Annotated in this window: 21 protein-coding genes; 12 read left to right on the forward strand and 9 right to left on the reverse strand. The window is 69.9% G+C overall.

The genetic code is table 11. The features are described 5' to 3' along the window. Window positions 1–25 precede the first annotated feature (25 nt). Genes ACQPXM_RS01630 through ACQPXM_RS01640 form a run of 3 tightly spaced genes read right to left on the reverse strand, consistent with a single transcriptional unit; the run spans window position 26 to window position 3,257 of the window. Window positions 26–841, reverse strand: coding sequence for a sugar phosphate isomerase/epimerase family protein (locus ACQPXM_RS01630; protein ID WP_432943984.1), 816 nt, complete (start codon window positions 839–841; stop codon window positions 26–28). After that, window positions 838–2,097 (reverse strand): dihydrodipicolinate synthase family protein, encoded by a 1,260-nt coding sequence (locus ACQPXM_RS01635; RefSeq protein WP_432943986.1) that lies wholly within the window; start codon window positions 2,095–2,097, stop codon window positions 838–840. The genes ACQPXM_RS01630 and ACQPXM_RS01635 overlap by 4 nt, the downstream gene beginning before the upstream one ends. Further along, window positions 2,094–3,257, reverse strand: a complete 1,164-nt coding sequence (locus ACQPXM_RS01640; protein WP_432943988.1) for a Gfo/Idh/MocA family protein — start codon at window positions 3,255–3,257, stop codon at window positions 2,094–2,096. Before ACQPXM_RS01640 ends, ACQPXM_RS01635 begins: the two co-directional genes overlap by 4 nt. A gap of 611 nt (window positions 3,258–3,868) precedes the next feature. Between ACQPXM_RS01640 and ACQPXM_RS01645 the strand changes: the two genes are divergently transcribed. Further along, window positions 3,869–5,440 carry a threonine/serine ThrE exporter family protein gene (locus ACQPXM_RS01645; protein ID WP_432943990.1) on the forward strand — a complete coding sequence of 524 codons (1,572 nt, stop codon included), beginning with the start codon at window positions 3,869–3,871 and terminating at the stop codon, window positions 5,438–5,440. A gap of 55 nt (window positions 5,441–5,495) precedes the next feature. Here the strand turns inward: ACQPXM_RS01645 and ACQPXM_RS01650 are convergent, their stop codons facing one another. After that, window positions 5,496–7,022: a DUF4185 domain-containing protein gene (locus tag ACQPXM_RS01650; RefSeq protein WP_432943992.1), complete on the reverse strand. Its 1,527-nt coding sequence runs from the start codon at window positions 7,020–7,022 to the stop codon at window positions 5,496–5,498. A gap of 104 nt (window positions 7,023–7,126) precedes the next feature. Next, window positions 7,127–8,368: a glycosyltransferase gene (locus ACQPXM_RS01655; RefSeq protein WP_432943994.1), complete on the reverse strand. Its 1,242-nt coding sequence runs from the start codon at window positions 8,366–8,368 to the stop codon at window positions 7,127–7,129. A gap of 293 nt (window positions 8,369–8,661) precedes the next feature. Here ACQPXM_RS01655 and ACQPXM_RS01660 point away from each other — a divergent pair, with 293 nt between their 5' ends. The 5 genes from ACQPXM_RS01660 to ACQPXM_RS01680 all read left to right on the forward strand — a co-directional run bounded on the left by ACQPXM_RS01660 (window position 8,662) and on the right by ACQPXM_RS01680 (window position 12,901). Continuing rightward, the gene (locus ACQPXM_RS01660; protein WP_432943996.1) at window positions 8,662–9,870 is read left to right on the forward strand and encodes a 3,4-dihydroxy-2-butanone-4-phosphate synthase; all 1,209 of its coding nucleotides are present in this window, start codon (window positions 8,662–8,664) and stop codon (window positions 9,868–9,870) included. Continuing rightward, window positions 9,870–10,556, forward strand: coding sequence for a class I SAM-dependent methyltransferase (locus tag ACQPXM_RS01665; RefSeq protein ID WP_432943998.1), 687 nt, complete (start codon window positions 9,870–9,872; stop codon window positions 10,554–10,556). The genes ACQPXM_RS01660 and ACQPXM_RS01665 overlap by 1 nt, the downstream gene beginning before the upstream one ends. Before the next feature lie 147 nt (window positions 10,557–10,703). Beyond that, window positions 10,704–11,075: a cyclic nucleotide-binding domain-containing protein gene (locus ACQPXM_RS01670; protein WP_432944000.1), complete on the forward strand. Its 372-nt coding sequence runs from the start codon at window positions 10,704–10,706 to the stop codon at window positions 11,073–11,075. After that, a complete protein-coding gene (locus ACQPXM_RS01675) occupies window positions 11,053–12,141 on the forward strand; it encodes an adenylate/guanylate cyclase domain-containing protein (RefSeq protein ID WP_432944002.1) in 1,089 nt (362 codons plus the stop codon). Before ACQPXM_RS01670 ends, ACQPXM_RS01675 begins: the two co-directional genes overlap by 23 nt. Window positions 12,142–12,175: 34 nt before the next feature. Then, the gene (locus tag ACQPXM_RS01680; RefSeq protein WP_432944004.1) at window positions 12,176–12,901 is read left to right on the forward strand and encodes a GNAT family N-acetyltransferase; all 726 of its coding nucleotides are present in this window, start codon (window positions 12,176–12,178) and stop codon (window positions 12,899–12,901) included. A 10-nt stretch (window positions 12,902–12,911) separates the two neighbouring features. On the opposite strand, the gene ACQPXM_RS01685 is transcribed toward ACQPXM_RS01680, so the two are convergent. Further along, entirely contained in the window at window positions 12,912–14,189 is a 1,278-nt protein-coding gene (locus tag ACQPXM_RS01685; protein WP_432944006.1) for a DUF1700 domain-containing protein, read from the reverse strand. After that, a complete protein-coding gene (locus tag ACQPXM_RS01690) occupies window positions 14,186–14,518 on the reverse strand; it encodes a PadR family transcriptional regulator (protein ID WP_077018034.1) in 333 nt (110 codons plus the stop codon). The genes ACQPXM_RS01685 and ACQPXM_RS01690 overlap by 4 nt, the downstream gene beginning before the upstream one ends. A 176-nt stretch (window positions 14,519–14,694) precedes the next feature. On the opposite strand from ACQPXM_RS01690, the gene ACQPXM_RS01695 reads away from it, so the two are divergent. Continuing rightward, window positions 14,695–15,615 (forward strand): helix-turn-helix domain-containing protein, encoded by a 921-nt coding sequence (locus ACQPXM_RS01695; RefSeq protein WP_432944008.1) that lies wholly within the window; start codon window positions 14,695–14,697, stop codon window positions 15,613–15,615. A gap of 13 nt (window positions 15,616–15,628) precedes the next feature. Here ACQPXM_RS01695 and ACQPXM_RS01700 read toward each other — a convergent pair whose 3' ends face one another. Both ACQPXM_RS01700 and ACQPXM_RS01705 read right to left on the reverse strand, forming a co-directional pair. Beyond that, on the reverse strand, window positions 15,629–16,171 hold the full coding sequence (locus ACQPXM_RS01700; protein ID WP_432944010.1) for a hypothetical protein: 543 nt from the start codon (window positions 16,169–16,171) through the stop codon (window positions 15,629–15,631). Between the two features lie 28 nt (window positions 16,172–16,199). Continuing rightward, entirely contained in the window at window positions 16,200–18,521 is a 2,322-nt protein-coding gene (locus ACQPXM_RS01705; RefSeq protein ID WP_432944012.1) for a glycoside hydrolase family 95 protein, read from the reverse strand. A gap of 118 nt (window positions 18,522–18,639) precedes the next feature. Here ACQPXM_RS01705 and ACQPXM_RS01710 point away from each other — a divergent pair, with 118 nt between their 5' ends. The 5 genes from ACQPXM_RS01710 to ACQPXM_RS01730 all read left to right on the forward strand — a co-directional run bounded on the left by ACQPXM_RS01710 (window position 18,640) and on the right by ACQPXM_RS01730 (window position 21,472). Continuing rightward, complete coding sequence (locus ACQPXM_RS01710) at window positions 18,640–19,302, forward strand: alpha/beta fold hydrolase (RefSeq protein WP_432944014.1); 663 nt, start codon at window positions 18,640–18,642, stop codon at window positions 19,300–19,302. Between the two features lie 21 nt (window positions 19,303–19,323). Beyond that, window positions 19,324–19,758: a VOC family protein gene (locus ACQPXM_RS01715; RefSeq protein ID WP_432944016.1), complete on the forward strand. Its 435-nt coding sequence runs from the start codon at window positions 19,324–19,326 to the stop codon at window positions 19,756–19,758. A gap of 157 nt (window positions 19,759–19,915) precedes the next feature. Beyond that, window positions 19,916–20,110 carry a hypothetical protein gene (locus ACQPXM_RS01720; protein WP_432944018.1) on the forward strand — a complete coding sequence of 65 codons (195 nt, stop codon included), beginning with the start codon at window positions 19,916–19,918 and terminating at the stop codon, window positions 20,108–20,110. A 5-nt stretch (window positions 20,111–20,115) separates the two neighbouring features. Beyond that, window positions 20,116–20,634: a DUF6879 family protein gene (locus ACQPXM_RS01725; protein WP_432944019.1), complete on the forward strand. Its 519-nt coding sequence runs from the start codon at window positions 20,116–20,118 to the stop codon at window positions 20,632–20,634. Beyond that, complete coding sequence (locus ACQPXM_RS01730; RefSeq protein ID WP_432944021.1) at window positions 20,615–21,472, forward strand: helix-turn-helix domain-containing protein; 858 nt, start codon at window positions 20,615–20,617, stop codon at window positions 21,470–21,472. Before ACQPXM_RS01725 ends, ACQPXM_RS01730 begins: the two co-directional genes overlap by 20 nt. Window positions 21,473–21,486: the final 14 nt, after the last annotated feature.

The following is a 21,486-nucleotide window of genomic DNA, read 5'->3' on the forward strand; positions in this document are numbered from 1 at the left end:
GCGGTGCTCCTTCGATGTAGGGGCTTCAGGCAACGTGTTCCTGGTAGCGGGCGAGCGCCAGGTCGAAGACGTCCTGGCCCGGCGCGTCCCACAGGTCCTGGTTGAAGATCTCCACCTCGACCGGCCCGGTGTACCCGGCCGCGTCGCAGGCCTCGCGCAGCCGGCGCAGCTCGATCGAGCCGTCGCCCATCATGCCGCGCCCGAGCAGGGTGTCGGCCGGCAGCGGGACGTTCCAGTCGCTGACCTGGTACGAGCAGATCCGCGGGCCGGCTCGCTCGATCTGGCGGTACACATCGGTGTCCCACCACAGGTGGTAGGCGTCGACGACAACCCCGACCTGCTCGACCGGGAACTGCTCGGCGAGATCCAAGGCGCCGCCGAGCGACGACACCACACAGCGGTCCGAGCAGAACATCGGATGCAGCGGCTCGATCGCGAGCCGCACCCCACGCTCAGCGGCGTACGGCGTGAGCTCGGCGAGGCCGTCGCGGATCATCCCGCGGGCGCCGTCGATGTCGCGCGAGCCCGGCGGGAGACCGCCGCTGACGAGCACGAGCGTGTCGGTGCCGAGCGTGGCGGCCTCGTCGATCGCGCGGCGGTTGTCCTCGATCTTCTCGCGGCGTTCGGCCGGGTCGGTGGCGGTGAAGAACCCGCCGCGGCACAACGAGGAGACACGCAGACCGGCGTCGGCGACGAGCTTGGCGGCGCGCTCGACGCCGTACTCCTGGATCGGTTCGCGCCACAGGCCGATCCAGTTCAGCTCGGCCTTGGCGCTCGCCGCGACGACGTCCTCGAGCGGCCAGTACTTGGTGGTCGCCTGGTTCAGGCTGTAGCGGTTCACGCGTCGACTCCGTGCACGGCGAGCAGTTGGCGGAATCGGTCGACGGCGAGGTCGGGCTGCGTCAGTACGCCGGCCTGGTCGGCCAGGCGGAACGTCTCGGCCAAGTGGGGGAGCGAACGGCCGGTCTGCAGACCGCCGACCATGCCGAAGCCGGGCTGGTGGCCGTTCAGCCAGGCCAGGAAGGCGATGCCGGTCTTGTAGTACGGCGTCGGCGCGGAGAAGATGTGCCGGGCCAGCGGGACGGTCGGCGCGAAGATCTCGTCGTACCGGGTGAGGTCGCCGTTGTCGAGCGCCTTCAGTGCGGCCGCGGCGGCAGGGGCGATCGCGGCGAAGATGCCGAGCAGGGCGTCGCTGTGCCGGTGCCCGTCGCCGCGGATCAGTTCGGGGTAGTTGAAGTCGTCGCCGGTGTAGAGCCGGACTGCTTCGGGCAGTCGGTTGCGGAGGGCAACTTCTTTCGCGGCGTCCAGGAGGGAGACCTTGATGCCGTCGACCTTGGCGGAGTTCTCGGCGATCAGGTCGACGACGACGTCGGCCGCGGCGCCGACGTCGGCGGCGCCCCAGTAGCCGTCCAGCGCCGGATCGAACATCGAGCCGAGCCAGTGCAGGATCACCGGCTTCGTCGACTGCGCCAGCAGCCGGTCGTACACCTTGCGATAGTCGTCCGGGCTCGATGCCGCCGCGCACAACGCCCGGCTGGCCATCAGGATCGGCTGCGCGCCGACGTCCTCGGCCACCGCGAGCTGTTCCTCGTACGCCGCGATCACGGTTTCCAGCGAGTGGCTGCCCGGGGGCAACTGGTCAGTGCCCACCCCCACCGCGATCCGCCCGTCCGGCGCCTCGGCCGCGGACCGCCGGATCAGCTCCTGCGTGGCGACCCAGTCGAGCCCCATCCCACGCTGAGCGGTGTCCATCGCCTCGGCCACGGACAGCCCGAGCGACCAGAGGTGCCGCCGGAACTCGAGTGTGTGCTCCCAGTCCACGACCGCCGGAGCGCCGGGAGCGTTGTCTCCCAGCGGATCCGCGACGACATGAGCGGCCGCGAACGCCAGCCGGCTGGTCGAGGGAGAGTAGTTGCCGTGAGCCACCGGTTCACCGGTCAACCGGTACTCGACAAGCAGGCGCCCGGCACCAGGCTCCTGCGCTCCGCTTCCGGCATCCCGCGCCCCGCCTCCGGCGGAGGCGCTCCGGGCGGCCCCGCTCTCCCCACCACTCTGTTCCTCCCCGTCGAAGGCGGGGAGCTTCAGCGCGAGCGTCATGCGCCGGCCTCGATCGGCAGCGCCGGGACCTCCAGCTTGCGGCCTTCCTTCCACGACTGCAGACCGAGCTCCGCCAGCTGCACACCCTTCGCGCCCTCGACGAAGTCCCACGTGAACGGCGCGTCGTCGACCACGTGCCGCAGGAACATCTCCCACTGCACCTTGAACCCGTTGTCGAACACCTCGTTGTCCGGCACCTCGGCCCACTGGTCGCGGAACGAGTACTCGGCCGGAAGATCCGGGTTCCACACCGGCTTCGGCGTCGCCGACCGGTGCTGGGCGCGGCAGTTGCGCAGCCCGGCGACCGCCGACCCCTCGGTCCCGTCGACCTGGAACTCGACCAGCTCGTCCCGGAACACCCGCGTCGCCCACGACGAGTTCAGCTGCGCGACGATCCCGCCCTCCAGCTCGAACACGCCGTACGCCGCGTCCTCGGCAGTGGCGGCGTACTCGTCGCCCTGCTCGTCCCAGCGGGTCGGGATGTGCACCGCGCCCTGGCAGTAGACCGACTTCACCGGCGCGAAGAGCTGGTCGAGCACGTACCGCCAGTGGCAGAACATGTCGACGACGATCCCGCCGCCTTCCTCGGACTTGTAGTTCCAGGCCGGCCGCTGCGCCTCCTGCCAGTCGCCTTCGAACACCCAGTAACCGAACTCGCCACGCACCGACAGGATCTTGCCGAAGAATCCGCCGTCCACCAGCCGCTTGAGCTTGCGCAGACCGGGCAGCGACAGCTTGTCCTGCACGACGCCGTTCTTCAGCCCCGAGTCACGCACCAGCCGCGCCAGGTCCACCGCCGCCTCCAGCCCCTCGGCGATCGGCTTCTCGCAGTAGATCGCCTTCCCGGCCTCGACCGCGGCCCGGACGCCCTTCTCGCGCAACTGGGTGAGTTGGGAGTCGAAGTAGATCTCCACGTCCGGCTCGGACAGCGCCGCCGACAGGTCGGTGGTCCACCGGCTCAGCCCGTACTGCTCGGCGATCCGGCGCAGCTTCAGCTCGTTGCGCCCGACCAGGATCGGCTCGGGAATGATCATCGACCCGTCGGCGGCGGGGATCCCGCCCTGCTCGCGGATCGCCACGATGGAGCGCTCCAGGTGCTGGCGCAGGCCCATCCGGCCGGTGACGCCGTTCATCACGATGCCGACGCGTCGCTCGTTCACTGTTGCTGCCTTTCTTCGGCGCGGTGCTGCGCTGGTTCGGTCGGGGCGGTTGCGGAAACGCCGTTGAGGTCAGCCGAGCCCGCCGCCCGGCCCGCCGATCCCGCCGGGGCCGGCGCTGGGGTCACCGTCGTGCGCGAACATGCTCAGCTCCTGACCACAGTGCTTGGAAAGGGCTTTCCAAGCGCGTGATCGCAACCTTAGGTGGGCGGTCACGGCGAGTCAACCGCTTGCCGATTCCGGCCGGAAAGCGATTGCTCGACGGTTGCTCGCACCGCGGTCCAGGACGCTCATGCGCACTGTCCGTCACCGCCGTGATGCGCACCGCGTACTTCCACCACCGACCAACCCCCGGACCGGGTCCCTCTCCGCGATCCGCTGGGCGTGAAGTCGACCGGTCGCCGCCGGTTGGTGGGTGGTGGCGGTCGGCGCCCGCAGGAAGACCAGCCAGGCAGCTCCTCGCAGGGGAAGCGTCCCGGCGCCGTCTGACCCCTCGTGACCGGTCGGTTGCAGCCTCCCGCGCCGGCAGGCCCACCGCGGGACGGAGTGCTGGCGGTTCAGTTGGGTACGGCCCGGGGATGGGCGTTAGCGTCGCAGGAGACGAGAGGAGCAGGGTGGCCAAGGGCAAACGGACCGTCGACATCGAACCGGACGTGGGGCAGATCCACGAGGTGGGCCAGGACATTCACGAGGCCACGCCGCCCCCTGCCGACCACGACGGCTCCGGTCCTGCGGGGCGGCAGTCCGGGGTACAGGATCGAGCGGAGGCATTCGTCGAGCGCAGGAAAGGCGGGCGACGGGCTGAGGACCGGTCTTCCGAGGAACAGCAGGCACGCGACGAGCAGCGCGAGTTGTACAGCACGCTCGACCTCGCGCTCCGGGTCGGCGAGGTGCTGCTGTCCAGTGGCGCCGGTACGGCGGACGCGACCGCGACGATCCTCGGCGTGACCGCGGCCGGCGGCCTGCGGGGATGTGAGGTGGACATCACGTTCACCTCGATCGCGATCTCGTACCAGGCGGCGCCGGACGTCGCGCCGGAGACGCACATGCGCGTCGTCCGGTACCGGAGCCAGGACTTCTCCCGGCTGACCGACGTCGACCGGCTGGTCCGCCGGTTCGCCCGCGGCGAGCTGACCCGCGAGGAGGCGAGTCGCGAGCTGGCTCGGATCGTGTCCGCCGGGCCGCCGTTCCCGCGCTGGAGTTCGGTGCTCGCGTGGGGCGTGATGGCCGGTGGGGCGACGTTGCTGCTCGGCGGTGGTTGGCTGATCACGCTGGTCGCGGTCGTCACCGCAGTGCTGATCGAGCTGAACAACCGCTGGTTCAGCCGGCAGCGGCTGCCCGCGTTCTACCAGCAGGTCGCCGGTGCTTTCCTGGCGACCGCCGTCGCCCTGATCCTGTACGCCGTACACGCGCCGGTGAAACCGTCCCTGGTCGTGGCCGCCGGCATCATCATGTTGCTGGCGGGGATCGCTCTCACCGGTGCCGTCCAGGACGCGATTACCGGGTACTACGTGACCGCATCCGCCCGTCTCCTGGAGGCGATGCTGCTCACCGGCGGCATCATCGCGGGGGTCAGCCTCGGGCTCACCCTCGGTCTCAAACTCGGCCTCCCGGTCGCAATCGAGGCGCAAACGATCCAGCTCGCGAGGCTGCCGGTGATGGTGATCGCCGGAGCGTTGATGGCCGTCGCGTTCTGCTACGCGTCGTACGCGCCGCTGCGTTCGCTGCTCCCGGTCGCCCTGGTCGGCGCGGCCGGCTCGCTGGCGTACACCTTGATGGCCCGAGCCGAGTTCGGCCCCGCCTGGTCCACCGCCGCCGCGGCCTTCGTCGTAGGCCTCGCCGGCTACTCCCTAGGCCGTCGTACCGGCGTCCCGCCCTTGGTGGTCGTGGTCTCCGGCACCATCCCGCTGCTCCCCGGCCTCACCATCTACAAGGGCCTCCTGGAACTGATGGCCCAACGCAACCTGATCGGCATCGTCAGCCTCACCACCGCGGTAGCCATCGGCGTCGCCCTCGCCTCGGGCGTCATCCTCGGCGAGTACGTCGCCCAACCCATCCGCCGAGAAGCCCGCCGCCTGGAAGACCGCCTCGCCGGCCCCCGCCTGGTCGGCCCCCGCCGCCCGGTCCGCCCCCGCCAACCCCGCCCCCGCCGAACCAAGAGCCGCCGCTCCCGCCGCGCCCAGTAGCCGGGTGGTTGCATCCGCACGAGCAACAGCGCGACAACCACACCGACCCGGCGGATCACCGGATCTCCTCCAGCACCACGTCGTCGAGCTGGAACCACACATCCTGCCCGTGCCCGACGAAGCCGGCGTACACCTGCACCAACGACTCCCGCCCCGAGTCGAACTCCACACTGACCTTCGTGTACGCCGGATGCGCCCCGCCGCGCACCGCCTTGATCGTCCGACCCGCCAGCGTCCGTACGCCGATCGCCGTGTCCCGGTTGTTCTCCGCCGTTCGCACCCACGCCGACAACCGGTACCTGTGCCCCGGCCGCACCGCCACGTTCTGCTGCACCGAGTGCGCCCCGATCGAGTCGCGCAGATAGGCGTTGTTCTTGCCCGTGCGGCTGAGATCGGTCGTGTCGATTCCGCCGCGCCCGTTCAGCTGCCAGGGCGCCGCCGGCGTCGTGCCGGTCTGCTCCTCGAAGCCCGGATCGGTGACGAGATTGACGGGCGAGCCGTCGTCCGAGAGCTTCGTGCGCATCAGGAACACGTTGTACGGATCCCACTGCGACATCGTGAAGTACAGATCCGGACCGGAAGACCACGGGTGCATGTACGTTCCGTAGAGCCCTGGGAACTCAGTGCCCTTGGCAACAACCCGCGAGCCGCTCCACGGCCCGGTCAGCGACGTCGCCGACCGCAACACGACGGACGCCCGCTGCTCGTCCAGGTACATCATCAGCCACTTGCCGAGATACGCGTTCCACTGCACCGACACCTCGCTGACCGGCCCGATCGCGATCGGTACGGCGGCGCTCTCGCGGGCCGACCAGCCGCGACCGTCCCAGTAGCGCCAGGCGTTCTTGGTCAGCACCTGCTGCTCCGGGGCGCGAGCAAGCTGGGCGTTGCCGAAGCGGCCGTTCGGCGTACCGATCATGTAGACGTAGCCGTGGTCGCGGACCAGCGCTGCCATCTGGAAGTTGTTGTCCCACTGTGAGCTGTTCTGCCAGCGGGCGTAGGGATCCTTCGTCCAGGTCTCGCCGTTGTCGTCGGAGTACGCGAAGCCGGAGTAGTTGGTGAACCAGCTGCCGGCCGGACCCCAGTAGTTGACCGACATGTAGTGCACGTACTGCCGCTTGCCGACCGCGATGCCCGCGGTCGGGATCACCGTGTGCTCGTCGCGATCGACCTTCTTGCAGTCGAGGAACTGCTTGGCGTGCCCGGGCCGGTCCTCGGCGGCGCTGTCGAGCGTCATCCCGTCGGCCAGCGTGCGGTCCTTGCTGCGGAACAGCAGGTTGCAGCGCCAGTCGATGGTCGCGGGATCGCCGACGCCGCCACCCGGACCGGTCCAGCCGGTGCCGTAGCTGTCGCCGAACGCGGTCAGGATCTCGCCGGATCCGTTGTCCCACAGGATTCCGAGGTCGGTCGCCTTCAGCGCGAACCGGTCCTCGGTGTCGTTGATCGAGCCGAGACCGGTCAGCTTGGCGACCTGTACGGCGGGCGACGGCACCGGCGCGGCCTGAGCCGGCGGCGAGGCGGAGTCCGGCAGCAGGGCGGCGCCGAGCACGGCGGCCAGGACCAGGGCGAAACGCTTCTGCATGCGTGTCTCCTAGCGAGGGGCGGGCGGAGGCAGTCCGTGGGAAATCGATTTCTCCCGATCAACGTAATGGCCGGTCCGCACCAGGTCAACGGCTGAACAGCAGGTCAGCAGCTGTGTTCGATCGCCGTGGCCGCTTGATCGGCGGCCGGCTCGGAGAGCAGCCGTTCGGCGAAATCGGCAGCGCGTCGGCGGTAGGGATCAGTGAGCACCGGTTCGAGGGCGTCGAGAAGGGCAAGCTCGGAGAGATCGGCGAACCTCAAGGTCCTGCCCACCCCACGACGGACCAGCTGCGCACCCCAGAAGGGCTGGTCGGCGAAGACCGAGCACACGACAGTCGGCAGCCCCGCGCGCAGCGAACTGGCCGTCGTACCGGCTCCTCCGTGGTGAACGGCGGCACGACACAGCGGCAGCACCGCCTCATGGTCGAGCTCTGCGACAATCCGGACCTGACCGTCCGCCGATCCGTCGGTCGCGAAGCCGGCGCCGACCAGCGCCCGCACCCCCAACGCGCCGCTCACCTTGCCGATCAGCGCCAACGCCGCCTCCGGATCGAGCACCGGCATGCTCCCGAAGCCGAAGTACACCGGTGCCTCACCAGCCGCGATCCACTCCAGCAGTCCGTCGTCCGACGACCCGTGCAGCGCAGCCCGTTGCGCCGGAGTCGGCGTCAGAAACCCGGTCAGCGGGCGACGCGCATCCCACTCAGCCAACTCCGGTACGACGTACCGGCTGTACGCCTGCACCTCCAGCGCCCCGATCCGCGCGAGCCGCTGCGCGCTGGTCTCCTCCGTGCTCGGCAGACCGAGCTTGGCCCGCAACGAGTTCACGAACGGCGCGAAGAGCGGCCAACTGTTCCGCTCCACCTCGTCGTACGTCGCCAGGTTCTGCTCCGGTGACAGCACGTCGGTCGACATCAGCAGATGCGGGAACGCCGCGTTCCGCCGCAGCGGCGCATGGTGCACCGCGACGTACCGCAACCCTCGGCTCTCCGCGATCACCACGCCTTCGAGCTCGGTCGCGGTTCCGGACACCAGCAGATCCACGTCGGCAACGAGCTCGAGCAACGCCGCGTGCAGCTGATCCGCGATCCGGTGCTTGTAGTCGATCAGCCAACCCACGTACGACGCGACGTCGCCCGCCGCCAGCCATCGCCGCCCTTGCTCCGACTCCAGAAACTCCCGCGCACTCAACCCCAGATCAACAGTCGGTACGCCGAACGCCCCGCCGATCCACGCCAGATCGGACGACGTCGCCAGCACCACGTCGTGCCCGCGCTTGTGCAACTCCGCCGCCAGCACCGCCATCGGCTGCGCGTCGCCCCGACTGCCCATCCCCAGCAAAGCCATCCGCATGAGCCCACCCCTGAGCTTGCAGCGCCGCACGCACGGCACACGGATCCCAGATGCTAGCCGTCTAGACCGGTTCAGCTCAGCCCGTTGTCCAGGTCTGCGCCCCGGTGCGTGGTTTACTGCAAGCGGTGCGATTCCAAGGTGTGACGGCTGGGAGCTGATCCCTGGCCCGTCGGCTCCGCGCGGCGTGCGGAGTGACCCGGTGCGGCCGGGGCCACGCGGTGATACCCCGCTCACGTGCTCGGACTCCGTCGGGGTCCCTGGTCATCTCTGGACGCGGGAGCTGACGCATGTTCACAGGAAGAATCGAACGGACCGCGGTCGTCGCGGACGTGGGCGCCGAGGCGCTCCGGGTCACCGTCGACCCGGCGGTCCCGTTGGCCGCGGGCGGCGCGGTCTGCCTCGACGGCGTACGGATGACGATGCAGACGGTGGAGCCGGGCGAGCTCGTCGCCACGCTCACCGACGAGACCCGCCGGCGCAGCACCTTCGACCGGGTCGTCGCCGGCACCCGGGTGCACTTCGAGCTACCGCTGGCGGCCGGCGACCGGATCGACGGGCACCTGGTCCAGGGCCACGTCGACGGCGTCGGCAAAGTGCTGCGGATCGACGACGAGCCCGCCGGCCGACGGCTCTGGATCAAGCCGGCCGACCGGCTGCTGGCCCGGCTGGTCGCCAAGTCCTCGGTCGCGCTGAACGGCGTCAGCCTGACCGTCGCCGAAGTGCTGAAGGACCGCTTCTCCGTCGTGCTCGTCCCGAACACGTTGCGCCGTACGACGCTCGGCGCGCTGGCCGTCGGCGACCGCGTGAACCTGGAAAGCGATCTGCTCACCCGGATGGCCCGCGCCGGGCACGGGCCCGAGCTGCTGCGAGCCGTCTCCGCGCTGCCGTGGGCGGGGCAACTGAGCGGCGAGGTCGGGGTCCAGAAGGTGGTGGCGCAATTGGCAGCCGGAGGTGGCGTCGTGGTGTGGGACCCGACCCTCGAAGGCGAAGGGGACGTCGTGTTCGCCGGCGAGCGGTTCCGGCCGGAAGCGATGACGTTCCTGCTGACGCAGGTCTGTGGGCACACGACGATCCCCTGCGCGGCCGACGTCCTGGAGCGGTTGGAGATTCCGCCGATGCCCGGTGAGGGCGACCGGCAGGGAACGGCGATGCACGTACCGGTCGATCTCGCGTCGCTGCCCGGCACGGGCGTGAGCGCTGCGGACCGCGCGGCGACGATCCGCCGGCTGGCCTCACCGGATGCTGTGGCCGGGGACTTCCTCCGACCGGGACACGTGTTCCCGCTGGCCGCGCGGCCAGGATTGCTGGCCGAGCGGAAGGGCCACACCGAGGCGACCGTGGCGTTGTGCGTGGCGGCCGGGCTGGCGCCGGTCGGAGTGTGCTGCGAGGTGATGCGGCCGGACGGCGTGATGGCGGACGCGACCGACCTGGAGCAGTTCGCGCTGCGCTGGCAGTTGCCGATGATCGACGTCGACGACCTGGCCCGGTGGTTGTGATGGCCCTGTACGACGATCCGGCGTTCCTGGCCGGGTACCGCGAGCTGCGCCGGACCGGGCTCGGCCTGAACGACGAGCTGGAGATCCCGGCGATGGAGGCGCTGCTGCCCTCCGCGGCGGGTCTTCGGGTCGCCGATCTGGGCTGCGGCGAGGGCGGTCTCGCCGTACGGCTTGCTGCGGCCGGCGCTTCGGTGGTCGCGGTGGATGCGTCGGCGTCGATGCTGAGCCGGGCTGTGCAGCATCCGCAGATCCGTTACCTACAAGCGGATCTGGCGCAGCTCGACCTGCCCGAGTCGTCGCTCGACCTGGTCGTGAGCAGTCTCGCGCTGCACTACGTGGATGACTTCACCGGTTTGGTCGGGCGCGTCGCGCGCTGGCTGGTCCCGGGCGGGCAGTTCGTCTTCTCGGTCGAGCACCCGGTGGTGACGGCACCGGTCGAAGCCGCCGACCGGGTCGTGGACGACTACGCCGATGAGGGCCTCCGGCAACGCACCTGGTTCGTCGACGGCGTGATCAAGTACCACCGGACCATCGGCTCGACGGTCGAGGCCTTGGTGGCCGCCGGGTTCGTCCTGGAGGCGTTGCGGGAGCCGCAGCCCTCGCCCGGCCAGGTGGAACGCAGCCCTCACCTGGCCGTCCATCGCCGCCGGCCGCCGTTGCTGCTGATCTCGGTGCGGCGGGGCTGATCAGCCGAGTTCTGGATCCCGGTGACCCCGCGGGCGCTCACGCGTTAGAGTTACCGACGGGAAACATCGACTGCGGCGCCGGGCTGGGTCCGGCGGGCTCGGAGGATCGACGTGGCGTTTGGTAGGACGTCCCCCAGGGACCTGCCGTTGTTCGCGGACCTATCCGGCCGGGAGATCAAGGACATCTTCCGGGCCGGCGAAGAGGTCTCGGTGCCGGCCGGGTGGTCGCTGATCCTGGAGCAGACGCCGCCGGACGCGGCGTACCTGATCCTGTCCGGGACGGCGTCGGTCCGGGTCAAGGGCGAGGAGATCGCCGAGCTCGGTCCCGGTGACATCGCCGGCGAGGTCGCGGTCCGGCAGAACCGGTTGCGAACGGCAACGGTGACGGCGAAGTCCCGGCTGCAGCTGCTGCACTTCACCCGGGAGAAGTTCGACGACCTGACCACCCGGCTGCCGAACTTCCGCGACGCCATCGACGCCACCATCGCCGAACGCCGTGGCCCCCGCGCCGAAGCCTGACGCGGACGCCGACCCGGGCGATCCGCCCGTCTCCGATCCCCATGCTTCCGCCCTTGGGCCGGCGGATGAGCCCGAGCCCGGCGCGCCCTCCTCCGGTCCGGCCGCCGACCTGGCGGGGTTGGCGCAGGAGTTCGAGCGGGCGCTGCTCGGCGGCCGGCGCGAGTTCACCCGGGTCCAGGTGTCCGAGCGGGCCGGGATCTCGCCCGAGCGGGCCGAGCGGATGTGGCGGGCGCTCGGCTTCGCGACAGTACCGGACGACGAGGTCGCGTTCACCGCGGACGACGTGGAGGCGCTCCGGCTGGTGGCGGCGCTCGAGGACGACGGGTTCATCGACCCCGCGGTCGAGTCCTCATTGGCGCGCAAGCTCGGCCAGACGCAGTCGCGGCTGGCGTCCTGGCAGTCCGCGATGTTCCTCGACTTCCTCGCGCACGCGAAGCTGCCCGCGGACGAGGCGATCGAGGTCGCCGGAATGCTGTTGCCCGCGATGGAACAGCTGCAGACCTACGTCTGGCGCCGGCATCTGGCAGCCGCCGCCGGTCGCGCGGTCGCGGGCTCCGACGAGCTGGCCCGAGGCGTGCGCGCGGTCGGGTTCGCCGACATCGTCAGCTACACGCGGCTGACCCGCCGCCTGAGCGAGGCCGCGCTGGGCGAACTGATCGAGCGGTTCGAGGGCCTGACCGCCGACGTCGTCGCGCAGCACGGCGGCCGGGTGATCAAGTCGATCGGTGACGAGGTCCTGTTCGTCACCGACACGGCCGCCCAGGGCGCCGAGATCGCTCTCGCACTGCAGGACCAGGTCGCCGCCGCGGGCGATCTGCCCGAGCTCCGGATCGGCCTCGCGTACGGCGGCATCCTGATCCGCCTCGGCGATGTGTACGGCGAGACCGTCAACCTCGCCGCCCGGCTCACGTCGGAGTGCAAACCCGGCCGCGTCCTGGCTGACCGCGAACTGGCCGCCGCGCTCGACGGCCACCCGGCGTACCGCGTGCGCCGGCTTCGTAGGGTTTCGGTGCGCGGCTACCACCACCTCACGCCGTACGCACTCCAGCGCGGGACGGACCACTGACGCGCGCCGAATCGGCTGCGGCGACAATGGTTGAGTGCGCGAAATCTTGACCCCAGCAGACCTGACGAAGGCCGCCGACGGGGACGTGAAGGTGTTGTGGGCCGGCCAGGGACTGACCAACGGCAGCCGCGCCTGGTACGCCGGGGACGCCGTGGCGGTGGTCGCTCCGGAGCTGAACCGGCACGACCGGATCGTGGTGGGTGGACCGGTCGACGACGCGGCCGCGCTGGTCCGCGACGTGCTGGCCGTCGTCGGTCCGGCGTACCGGCCGTTCGGGGACGAGGAGCTGGTGCGCGGGCTGGTCGAGCGGATCCCCGAGCTGAACCTGCGGGCGACGTTCGGGTGGATGCAGACCGAGGAGTCGCCGGTCGAGACGGTGACGGCGTGGTGGCTCGCGGACGACGCGGGCGTGGCCGAGCTGCTCGAGGAGGCGTCGCCGACGTCGTACGCCTGGCCGGGCGGGCGCGGCGTGCTGCGCTGGGCCGGAATCGCGGACGAGGACGTGGAGCCCGGGAGACTGCTGAGTGTCGCGGCGGACGCGTGCAGTGCGCCGGAGGTCGGGTTCCTGGCCGGCGTCGCGACTCTGCCGGCGGCGCGCGGACGAGGGCTGTCGCGCCAGGTGTGCGCGTTCGTGACGGCCGAGCTGGTCAAGCGGCACGGACGCGCTGCCCTGATGGTTGACAAGAGCAACGAAGCGGCGATCGGGCTGTACCGCAAGCTGGGCTACAGCTACCACCCGGTGGGGGCGGCGCAGCTGTAGCCCGTGCAGGTCAGCGGGTCGGAGTGACGGTCAGTGTCACGCCCGGCGTGGTCGGCTTGCTGGTCGGCGTCGCCGGCGGAGTCGCCGAGGGTGTTGCCGACGGCACCGGTGTGGGCGTCGTCGACGGCGCCGGAGTGGTTCCGGCCGTCGGGCGAGTCGGTGTGGCCGGGACCGGCGGTGGGACGAACGGCGCCTTGGTGGTGTCGCGGCACTGCTCCGGCGCGGTCGGTTCCGCGTTCGGATCCGGCTCGAGCCCTCCGTCGTGCGGCTCGATCACGGCCTGCGGGAACAGGTTGCTGACCGTTGCTCCCCCTTGGCCGTAGGTGGCGTTGCAGTCGTTCAGCGGCAGGTTGAGCGGCTTGCCGTTCTCCGTGTACAGCCGGACGCTGACCTGCCGGCCCTGCTCGTCGAACGGGTACAGGTTCTGGATCGGCTCGCCGTCCAGTGCGAGCCCCGACGTGTACACCGGGTAGCCCGAGCGGCCGTCGTAGTTGCTGAACGAGAACAGCCCGCTCGACCCACCGACGAAGCCCGCCGCGAGGGCCGCCGGCACCGCCAGGATCGCGACCACGTTCAGCGGTACGACGTACCAGAGCCAGCGGCGGTCCTGCTGGCTGCGCCGGCCGATCCAGACCGACACCCCGGCGCCGGCGATCGCGCCGACCACCGCGACGGCTCCGGCGCCGAACAGCGCGAAGAACCCGCCGCCGCCGAGCATGCCGCGAGCGACCCACCAGACCGGCTGGCCGATGCTGACCAGTTCGCTGCGCACGTTCGGCGGGATCTGCGCGATCAGCCCGCGGACGAACTCCGCCGCCTGGGCGCCGCGCGGGGTGTCCAGCACGACCCGCGGGCTGCGGTCGCCGAGGGCACGCAGGCCGAGCAGGGCTGCGCCGAACAACACGCCCACGCCGATCAGCAGGAAGAACCCGGCCGGTTCGCGAGACCCGCTGAACAGGCCGATCAGCATGAGGAACGGTCCGGCCGTCCCGGCGATGATTGCCCAGCGCAACGACCGCTCGGCGGCGTCGTTGTCCTGCTCGGGCGGCCGGTTCGACGCGGGGTAGCCGGCCGCGGTACGCAGCTCGTCGGCGTACTGGCGGGGGGTGCCGAGCCGCTCCCAGAGCTGGGTCTCGGTCGGCTCCTGCTCGAACTCGGCCGCGACCTCGGTGAGGTGGCTCGCGACGTCGTCGAGCACGTCCTCCAGCTCACCCGGTGGCAGGTCGGCCAGCTCCGCCTTGACCTGCGCCAGATAGGTCGCGATCGTTCCGGTCAGGGTGCTGTTCACGCCGCCTCCTCCTTCTTGGTCAGCAGGCCCGCCATGGTGCCGGCGAAGTGGTTCCAGGTCTTGGTGGACTCGGCCAGCAGGTCCAGTCCGGTCTGGTTCAGTCCGTAGTACTTGCGGTGCGGCCCTTCCTCGCTGGGCTGCACGTACGACGTCAGCGCGCCGGCCGCGAACAGCCGCCGCAGCGTCCCGTAGACCGAGGCGTCCGCGACGTCCTCGAGCCCGGCGGCGCGCAGCCGCCGCAGCACGTCGTAGCCGTATCCGTCGGCGTCGCGCAGGACGGCGAGCACCGCCAGGTCCAGCACGCCCTTGAGCAACTGGCTCGGATCCATCGACCTCTCCCGCTCTCGCACACTCGGCGCACCGCCGCCCCGGGCCCCTCAGACCGGACCGGCGGTGCTCTGCCGTTCACACTACTACACATCCCGCAGTAGTCCGCACCGCCCATACGGCGGGTTGCGCAAGTTCGATCAAGTCCGGCCGCTCGCCGAGGCGGCACAGTGGGGACATGAAGGATGTGTACGCCGAGTTCGTGGCGGCTGTGGCGGAGAGCCTGGACGGCTCCGGGGAGGTGGCGAGCGGAGACGCGCTCGCTCGCCGGGCGTACCTGTCCCGGTTCCACTTCGACCGGGTGATCAGCGCGGCGGCCGGGGAGTCGCCCGGCGCGTTCCGGCGCCGGCTGCTGCTCGAGCGAGCGGCGTACCGGCTGCTGGCCGAGGACGTCGGGGTGCTGCCGATCGCGGTCGACGCGGGCTACGGCTCGCACGAGGCGTTCACCCGGGCCTTCGCGCGGGCGTACGGGATGTCGCCGCGCGCCTGGCGGTGCGAGCCGTCGCGGGTGTTCTTCCTGGCCGCACCGAGCGGCGTGCACTTCCAGCCACCAGCGGGGTTGCGGCTGCCCGCGCGGAGAAAGGTGAGGGGGATGGACGTTCTGGTCCGGATGGTCGAGCACCACGTATGGCTCACCGGCGAGCTGATCGAGCGGGGAGCCCGGCTCGACGCCGCGGCGCTGGACCGGCCGATCGAGCTGTCGGTCGAGGGGATCGACGACGACACGTCGATCCGGTACTTGCTGGACCGGCTGGTCTGGCAGGAGGAGATGTGGCTCGCCTCGGTCGAGGACCGGCCGTTCCAGGTGCCCGAGTGCGGTCGCCCGGTGACGACACCGATCCCCGAGCTCCGTGAGCGGCATGCCTCCGCGGGCGCGCGGTTCGTTGCCCTGGTCAATCGGTTGAACGACGAGGGACGGTTCGACGACAGCTTCGTCGACACCACCTGCGAACCACCCAGAGTCTTCACCTACGGCGGGATGGTGGCGCACGTGCTCACCTTCGCGGCCCACCGGCGCTGCGTGCTGGTCGGCGCGTTCCACACCGCCGGCGTGACCGATCTCGGCTTCGGGGACCCGATGGAGTTCGTCGCGGGCTAGGCCCTGCGCCGGGTCAGTCGCACTGGGACGGTGTGAACTCGTCGAGCGAGGACACGCGGTACTCGTCTTGGTAGTTCGGTGACACCCCCGGCGTCGACATCCGCGGTACGGCGTACCGGACCTCGCCCGGCTTCAGCGCTTTCAAGTCGTTCGGCGTGAAGACCGTTAGTCCACCGAACGACTCGTGTCCCTCTCCCCAGCTGCGAACCCTGTACGCCGTACCAGGCCGCAGCTCCGGGACCACCGTGACCGGCTCCCAGTCGGCGCTGCCGGTCGCGACTGGGAGCTGCTGGACCGACTTGGATCCCTCCCTCGCCGTGTAGACCGCGATCGGCAGCTCCCGGTCCCCTGGCGACCTCGGCCCGGTGCGCGACTCGTCGAAGATCTGCAGCTCGACCATGTCGCCTTCCTTGCAGTCCTGCAGCACGATCACCGGGCGGCCGGCGTCGTCGACGGTCATGCCGACCTTGGCCGCGGCGGGCCGGGGACCACAGCCGGTCAGGACAGCGGTCGCACAGAGCACGACCGCTGTCAGACCGAGCGAAGCGTGGCGCATGCGCTCAGGCTAGAACCTGGTGGGGGTCCTACCGACGGGCTTCGATCCGGGCCGTCTCGCCCGGGCCGAGGTCGAGATCGATCAGCTCGTCGCCCACGCGCACCTTCTGCGGAGTCGAGGTGGCGGCCGCCGTCAGGTCGGCGCTGACGAACTGTCCGTCCGCCCAGGTGAGATCGACGGTGTAGCCGCCGCGAGCCCGCAGCCCGGTGATCGACCCCGTCGGCCAGGCAGCCGGCAGAGCGGGGAGCAGCTCGATCTCCGTCCCGGTCGATTGCACGAACAGCTCGGCCATCGCGCCGGTCCCGCCGGAGTTGCCGTCGAAGGCGTAGATGTTCTCGTCCACCCCCGCGATGCCGGCCACGGAGTACGAGAGCAGGTTGTCCTCGCTCGCGTCCGCGATCAGCTGGCGGATGTGCTGCACCGCGAGATCCCCCTTCTGCAGCCTTGCGTAGAACGCGATCAGGTTCGCCTCGACCCACTCGGTCTGCTCCCACCCGTCGGCGCCTTGCCGGCGCTCGATGATCACCTCCGCCGCGCGAGCCAGCTCGGGCGTCGTCCGCGGGGTGATCTGCCGCTCGGGGTAGAGCGCGATCAGGTGCGAGGTGTGCCGGTGGTTGGGCTCGGCCTCGTCGAAGTCGTGCAGCCACTCCTGCAGCTGCCCGTGCTTGCCGATCCGGAACGGCGGGAGCTTGGCGCGGGCGGCTTCCAGTTGCGCGCGGAAGTCGTCGTCGACGCCGAGCAGCTCCGACGCCTCGGTGCAGACCCGGAACAGGGCTTCGATCAGGACCCGGTCGGTCGTGTTGCCGAGCGAGATCGAGCACTTCTCGCCGTCCGGTGTCAGGTACCAGTTCTCCGGCGAGTCCGACGGCCCGCTGAGCAGGTAGCCGGTGTCAGGGTCCTCGGTCAGGTAGGCGAGGAAGAACTGCGCCGCGTCCTTCAGTACGGGATACGCGCGGTCCGCCAGGAAGCCCAGATCGCGGTGGTACTCGAAGTGTTCCCACAACTGCAGAGAGATCCAGATCCCGCTCGTGACGTGCAGTCCCCACCCGAGCCCCCAGCCCGGCGCAGTGTAGCTCCAGGCGTTGGAGACCGTGTGCGAGACCCAGCCCGGCGCGCCGTACATCTCGGCGGCGGTCTTGCTCCCGCTGGCCCGAAGCCCGTCGATGAGTCCGAACAGCGGCTGGTGACACTCGCCGAGGTTGGTGATCTCGGCCGCCCAGTAGTTCTGCTGGGTGTTGATGTCGAGGTGGAAGTCGTTCGTCCAGGGACCGCCCGACGCGCGGCCGTCGTTCCACAATCCCTGCAACGCAAGGGGAAGCGGGGAGTCGGCGCGCGAGCCGGCGATCGTGAGGTAGCGCCCGTACTGGAAGTACAAGGCAACCAATTCCGGGTCGTCGCCGCCCTTCGCGAACAGTGCTCGCCGCTCGTCGGTCGGCAACTCCCTGACCGCGCCGTCGCTCGCGCCGAGCTCCAGTCCGACCCGGCCCATCAGCCCGGCATGGTCGTCCCGATGCTGCTGCTTCAGTACGTCGTACTCCGGCAGGTCCGCGAGCAATGCCCGCGCCTGTGCGGCCGGGTCCGCGCCACGCCAGTCGGTGCCCACAGCAACAATCACCGTGACGGTGGTCGCGCCGTTCACCGTCAGCCGGTCCTCGCCGGCCTCGATGCTCCCGTCGGTCAGCACCTTCGCGTGGATCTCGACCGTGCTGCCGACCTTGCCGTTGCTGTGCAGGCTCTCGTACGCGTGCCCACGCAGTACCAATGTCTCGCCGTCGGTGGTCACCTCGGCAGGAATCGCGTCCTCGCTGAAGCCGACGGTGTGCTCCACCGGCGCGCTGCTCCTGGTCTGCGCCACGAGCACCCCGGCGACGTTGGTGGCGAACACCTCGCGCTCGAAGCTCACGCCACGTTTGACGAACCGCGACCGCACGATCGCTTCGTCCAGCTCCAGCGACCGCTCGTACCCGCTGACCTCGCCGTCGCCCCGGTGCTCGACGACCAGTTCCGGCAACGGGACATTCGTGCCGAACGACGACGGCCGGCCGGGCAGATGCTGATCAGCCAGCGCCTGCGCTTCGGCGTACTCGCCGCTCAGCAGCAGCCGCCGGATCTGCGGCAGGTACTTCAACGCCGTCGAGCTGACGTCGCTGTCTCCCGGCGCGCCTGACCAGGCAGTAGCCGCGGACAACCGAACCCGCTCCGCGTCGGCGCCGGAGTACACCATCCCGCCGATGTTCCCGTTCCCGACCGGCAGGGCCTCGAACCAGCGCGTCGCCGGGTGGGAGTACCACAGCCGTCCCGCCGGCTGGTTGCCCGTCAGGTCCCTCTGAACCACCTCACGTGTGAGCACCGGATCACCCTAAATCGAACCCTCGGGCTCGGTGGGCGCCGACCTCTCTGTGGACAATCGGGCCCGTCGCCGAGCAGCGCGACGATCCGCCGTTGGGTGCCTCACCTACGATCGTGCGGTGAAGTTCGTGATGGTGCCGGGTGGCTGGCAGGGCGGCTGGGTGTTCGACTCGGTCGCCGCGGAGCTGCGCGGCGGGGGTCATGAGGTCGAGGCGGTGACCCTCTCGGGCCTGGAGTCGGACCGCCCGGCCGACCTCGACCCGCCGAACCTCGACACCCACATCGACCAGGTCGCCGAGATCGTCGAGCGAAGCGGCGAAGGGCCCCTCGCGCTGTGCGGTCACAGCTACGCCGGGCTCGTGATCGCCGGCGTCGCGGACAGACTCGGCGATCGCCTCGAGCAGCTCGTGTTCATCGACGCCTACGTCCCCGAGGACGGCGATTCGTGCTGGTCGTTGACCAGCGACACCTTCCGCGAGTTGTTCATCGCCGGCGCCCGTGCTGACGGTCGGTGGGTCGCGGTCCCTGACGGTATGGACCCTCGGGCGCGACCACATCCGCTGGCCAGCTTCGTACAGTCGATCAAGTTGACCGGTGGGCCAGGGCCCGCCCGAACCTTCATCAGCGGCGGCGCCTGGCCAGGCACCCCGTTCCTCCCCCTGACCGAACGACTGCGCGACGACCCGGCCTGGCAGTTCCACGAGATCCCCGTCGGCCACAACATCGCCCGCCGCGACCCAAACAGCCTCGCGGCCGTCCTCGGCGCGCTGTCCGCGGCCTGAAGCCACCTCTAAAGTGGCCCCATGACGTCGGTCAAGCAGTTCCAAGTCACCTTCGACTGCGCGAACCCCGAGCGCGTCGCCCGCTTCTGGTGCGAGGTACTCGGCTACGTCGTACCGCCGCCTCCGGAAGGCTTCGCCACCTGGGACGAGTTCAATCGCGCCCAGCCGGCCGAGGATCAAGGCGCGGCGTTCGCCTGCGTCGACCCCACCGGCGTAGGCCCGCGACTCTTCTTCCAGCGCGTCCCCGAGGGCAAGGCCGTCAAGAACCGAGTGCACCTCGACGTCCGCGTCGCCACCGGACTCGTAGGCGAGCAGCGCATCGCAGCCCTCGAAGCAGAGGGCACCCGACTGGAGGCCCTCGGCGCGGTCCGCGTGCAACTGCTCGTCGCCGACGACAAGAACGAGTCCTGCCTGGCAATGCAGGATGTCGAAGGCAACGAGTTCTGCCTGGACTGAAGGGTTCATGCGACTGGTGGGCTGGCCGCCCACAACGGTCAGGTCGTCTCAGCCGGAGACGGATCGTCGCAACTTCCAGCAACTTCGGTGACAGGCAACAATGAGTAACCCCAGACTCGGCAGAGCAAGGTCACGCAACGACGGAAGCAGGGACCTCATGAAGCTGACTCTCATCGCCGGCGACCCGGATTCGCAGCCCACCAACTCGCCCACGCTCTACAAAACCGACCGGGAAAGCTGGGTGGTGCAGGGATGGGTCGTCGACGACCCCGACGCACTGGCCGCGCTCGACCTTCCGGACGGCGAAACCGCCGTCGAGATCCCTGACCGCATGATCCCGTTCTTCAAGTAGGACCTATGGACGAGATCACCGACGACGAGTTCCAAGACCTGCTGAAGACGTTCAAGCGCAGCTCCATCCACTTGGAGATGCGGGATGCCTACGGCACCGAGGTCGAGTTGCCGCACATGGCGAAGTGGGCCGCAGGTGAACCGGACGACCTCGAGTGGCTCCAAGACTGGTGCACCACGCTCCGCGGCCACCTGGCGGCGGGCCGCACGGTGCAGCGCGCTCGCATCGTCTCCGAACCGCTCAGCACCTACCAGCGTTGGACCTTGGCCATCGGGCATCCGATCATCGAGGCCGGCGAGGACGTCCGCTTCATCCCGAGGCGCCAGGTCTCCGAGCTCTGCTTCCCTGGCAACGACTACTACCTCTTCGACGACGAGCGGGTGGTCTTCCTGCACTATTCCGGAGATGGCCTGAACAACGCCTTGACCACCACGACGAACACCGCAACTGTGCGGATGTGCCGCAAGGCATTCGACCAGGTGTGGCCTCTGGCGACGCCGTACGGTGAGTACAAGCCCGAATAGCGCAGCTCGGAAGGTCCAAGAAGCCCTCGGCCTCCGCCTTCGGAATCTGCGCAAAGACGCCGGCCTGACCGGTCGCGAGCTGGCCGCCGCGACCGGTTGGCATTTCACACGCGTCAGCAAGCTGGAGCACGGCGTTCAGACGCCGACCGACCGGGACATCCGGTTGTGGTGCGAGGTGTGCGGCGTCCACCAGCAGGCTGAGGATCTCATCGCGCAGGCGCGGGCGATCGAATCGATGTACGTCGAGTTCCGTCGGCGAAGTCGACCCGGCGTGAAACACCTGATGCTCGCCTTCCAGGACGCCTACGACCATGCCGAGCAGTTCCGGATCTACGAGCACAACGCGATCCCCGGCCTGTTCCAGACCGCGGACTACATCCGCGCGATGCTGAACTTCTGGATGCGATTCCTCGACGCCGAGAACGACATCGACGAAGCGATCGCAGCCAGGCTGGAACGCCAGAACATCATCTACGAGAGCAGAAGACGCTTCACCGTCGTGCTGGAGGAGAACGCCCTGCGCACATGGTTCGGCACGGCCGAAACGATGGCCGGCCAGCTCGACCGCCTGCTGACCGTGATGACCCTTCCGAACGTCGCCCTCGGGATCGTGCCGATGATGATCGAGCGCCAGGCGGTCGGGTCGGCGGGGTTCTGGATGTTCGACGACAAGCTCGTCACGCTCGAAACCACCACGGCCAGCATCGAGGTGTCCCAGCCACAGGAGATCGCGATGTACGCACGCATGTTCGACCTGCTGCGACAGTCCGCGCTCTACGGTCGCGACGCTCGCGCAATCATCATCAACGTGCAAGACGAAATGGCCAGCGGCAACTAGTCGCAACTACCTGG

The organism is Kribbella sp. CA-253562, assembly GCF_050942265.1.
Classification (GTDB): Bacteria; Actinomycetota; Actinomycetes; order Propionibacteriales; family Kribbellaceae; genus Kribbella.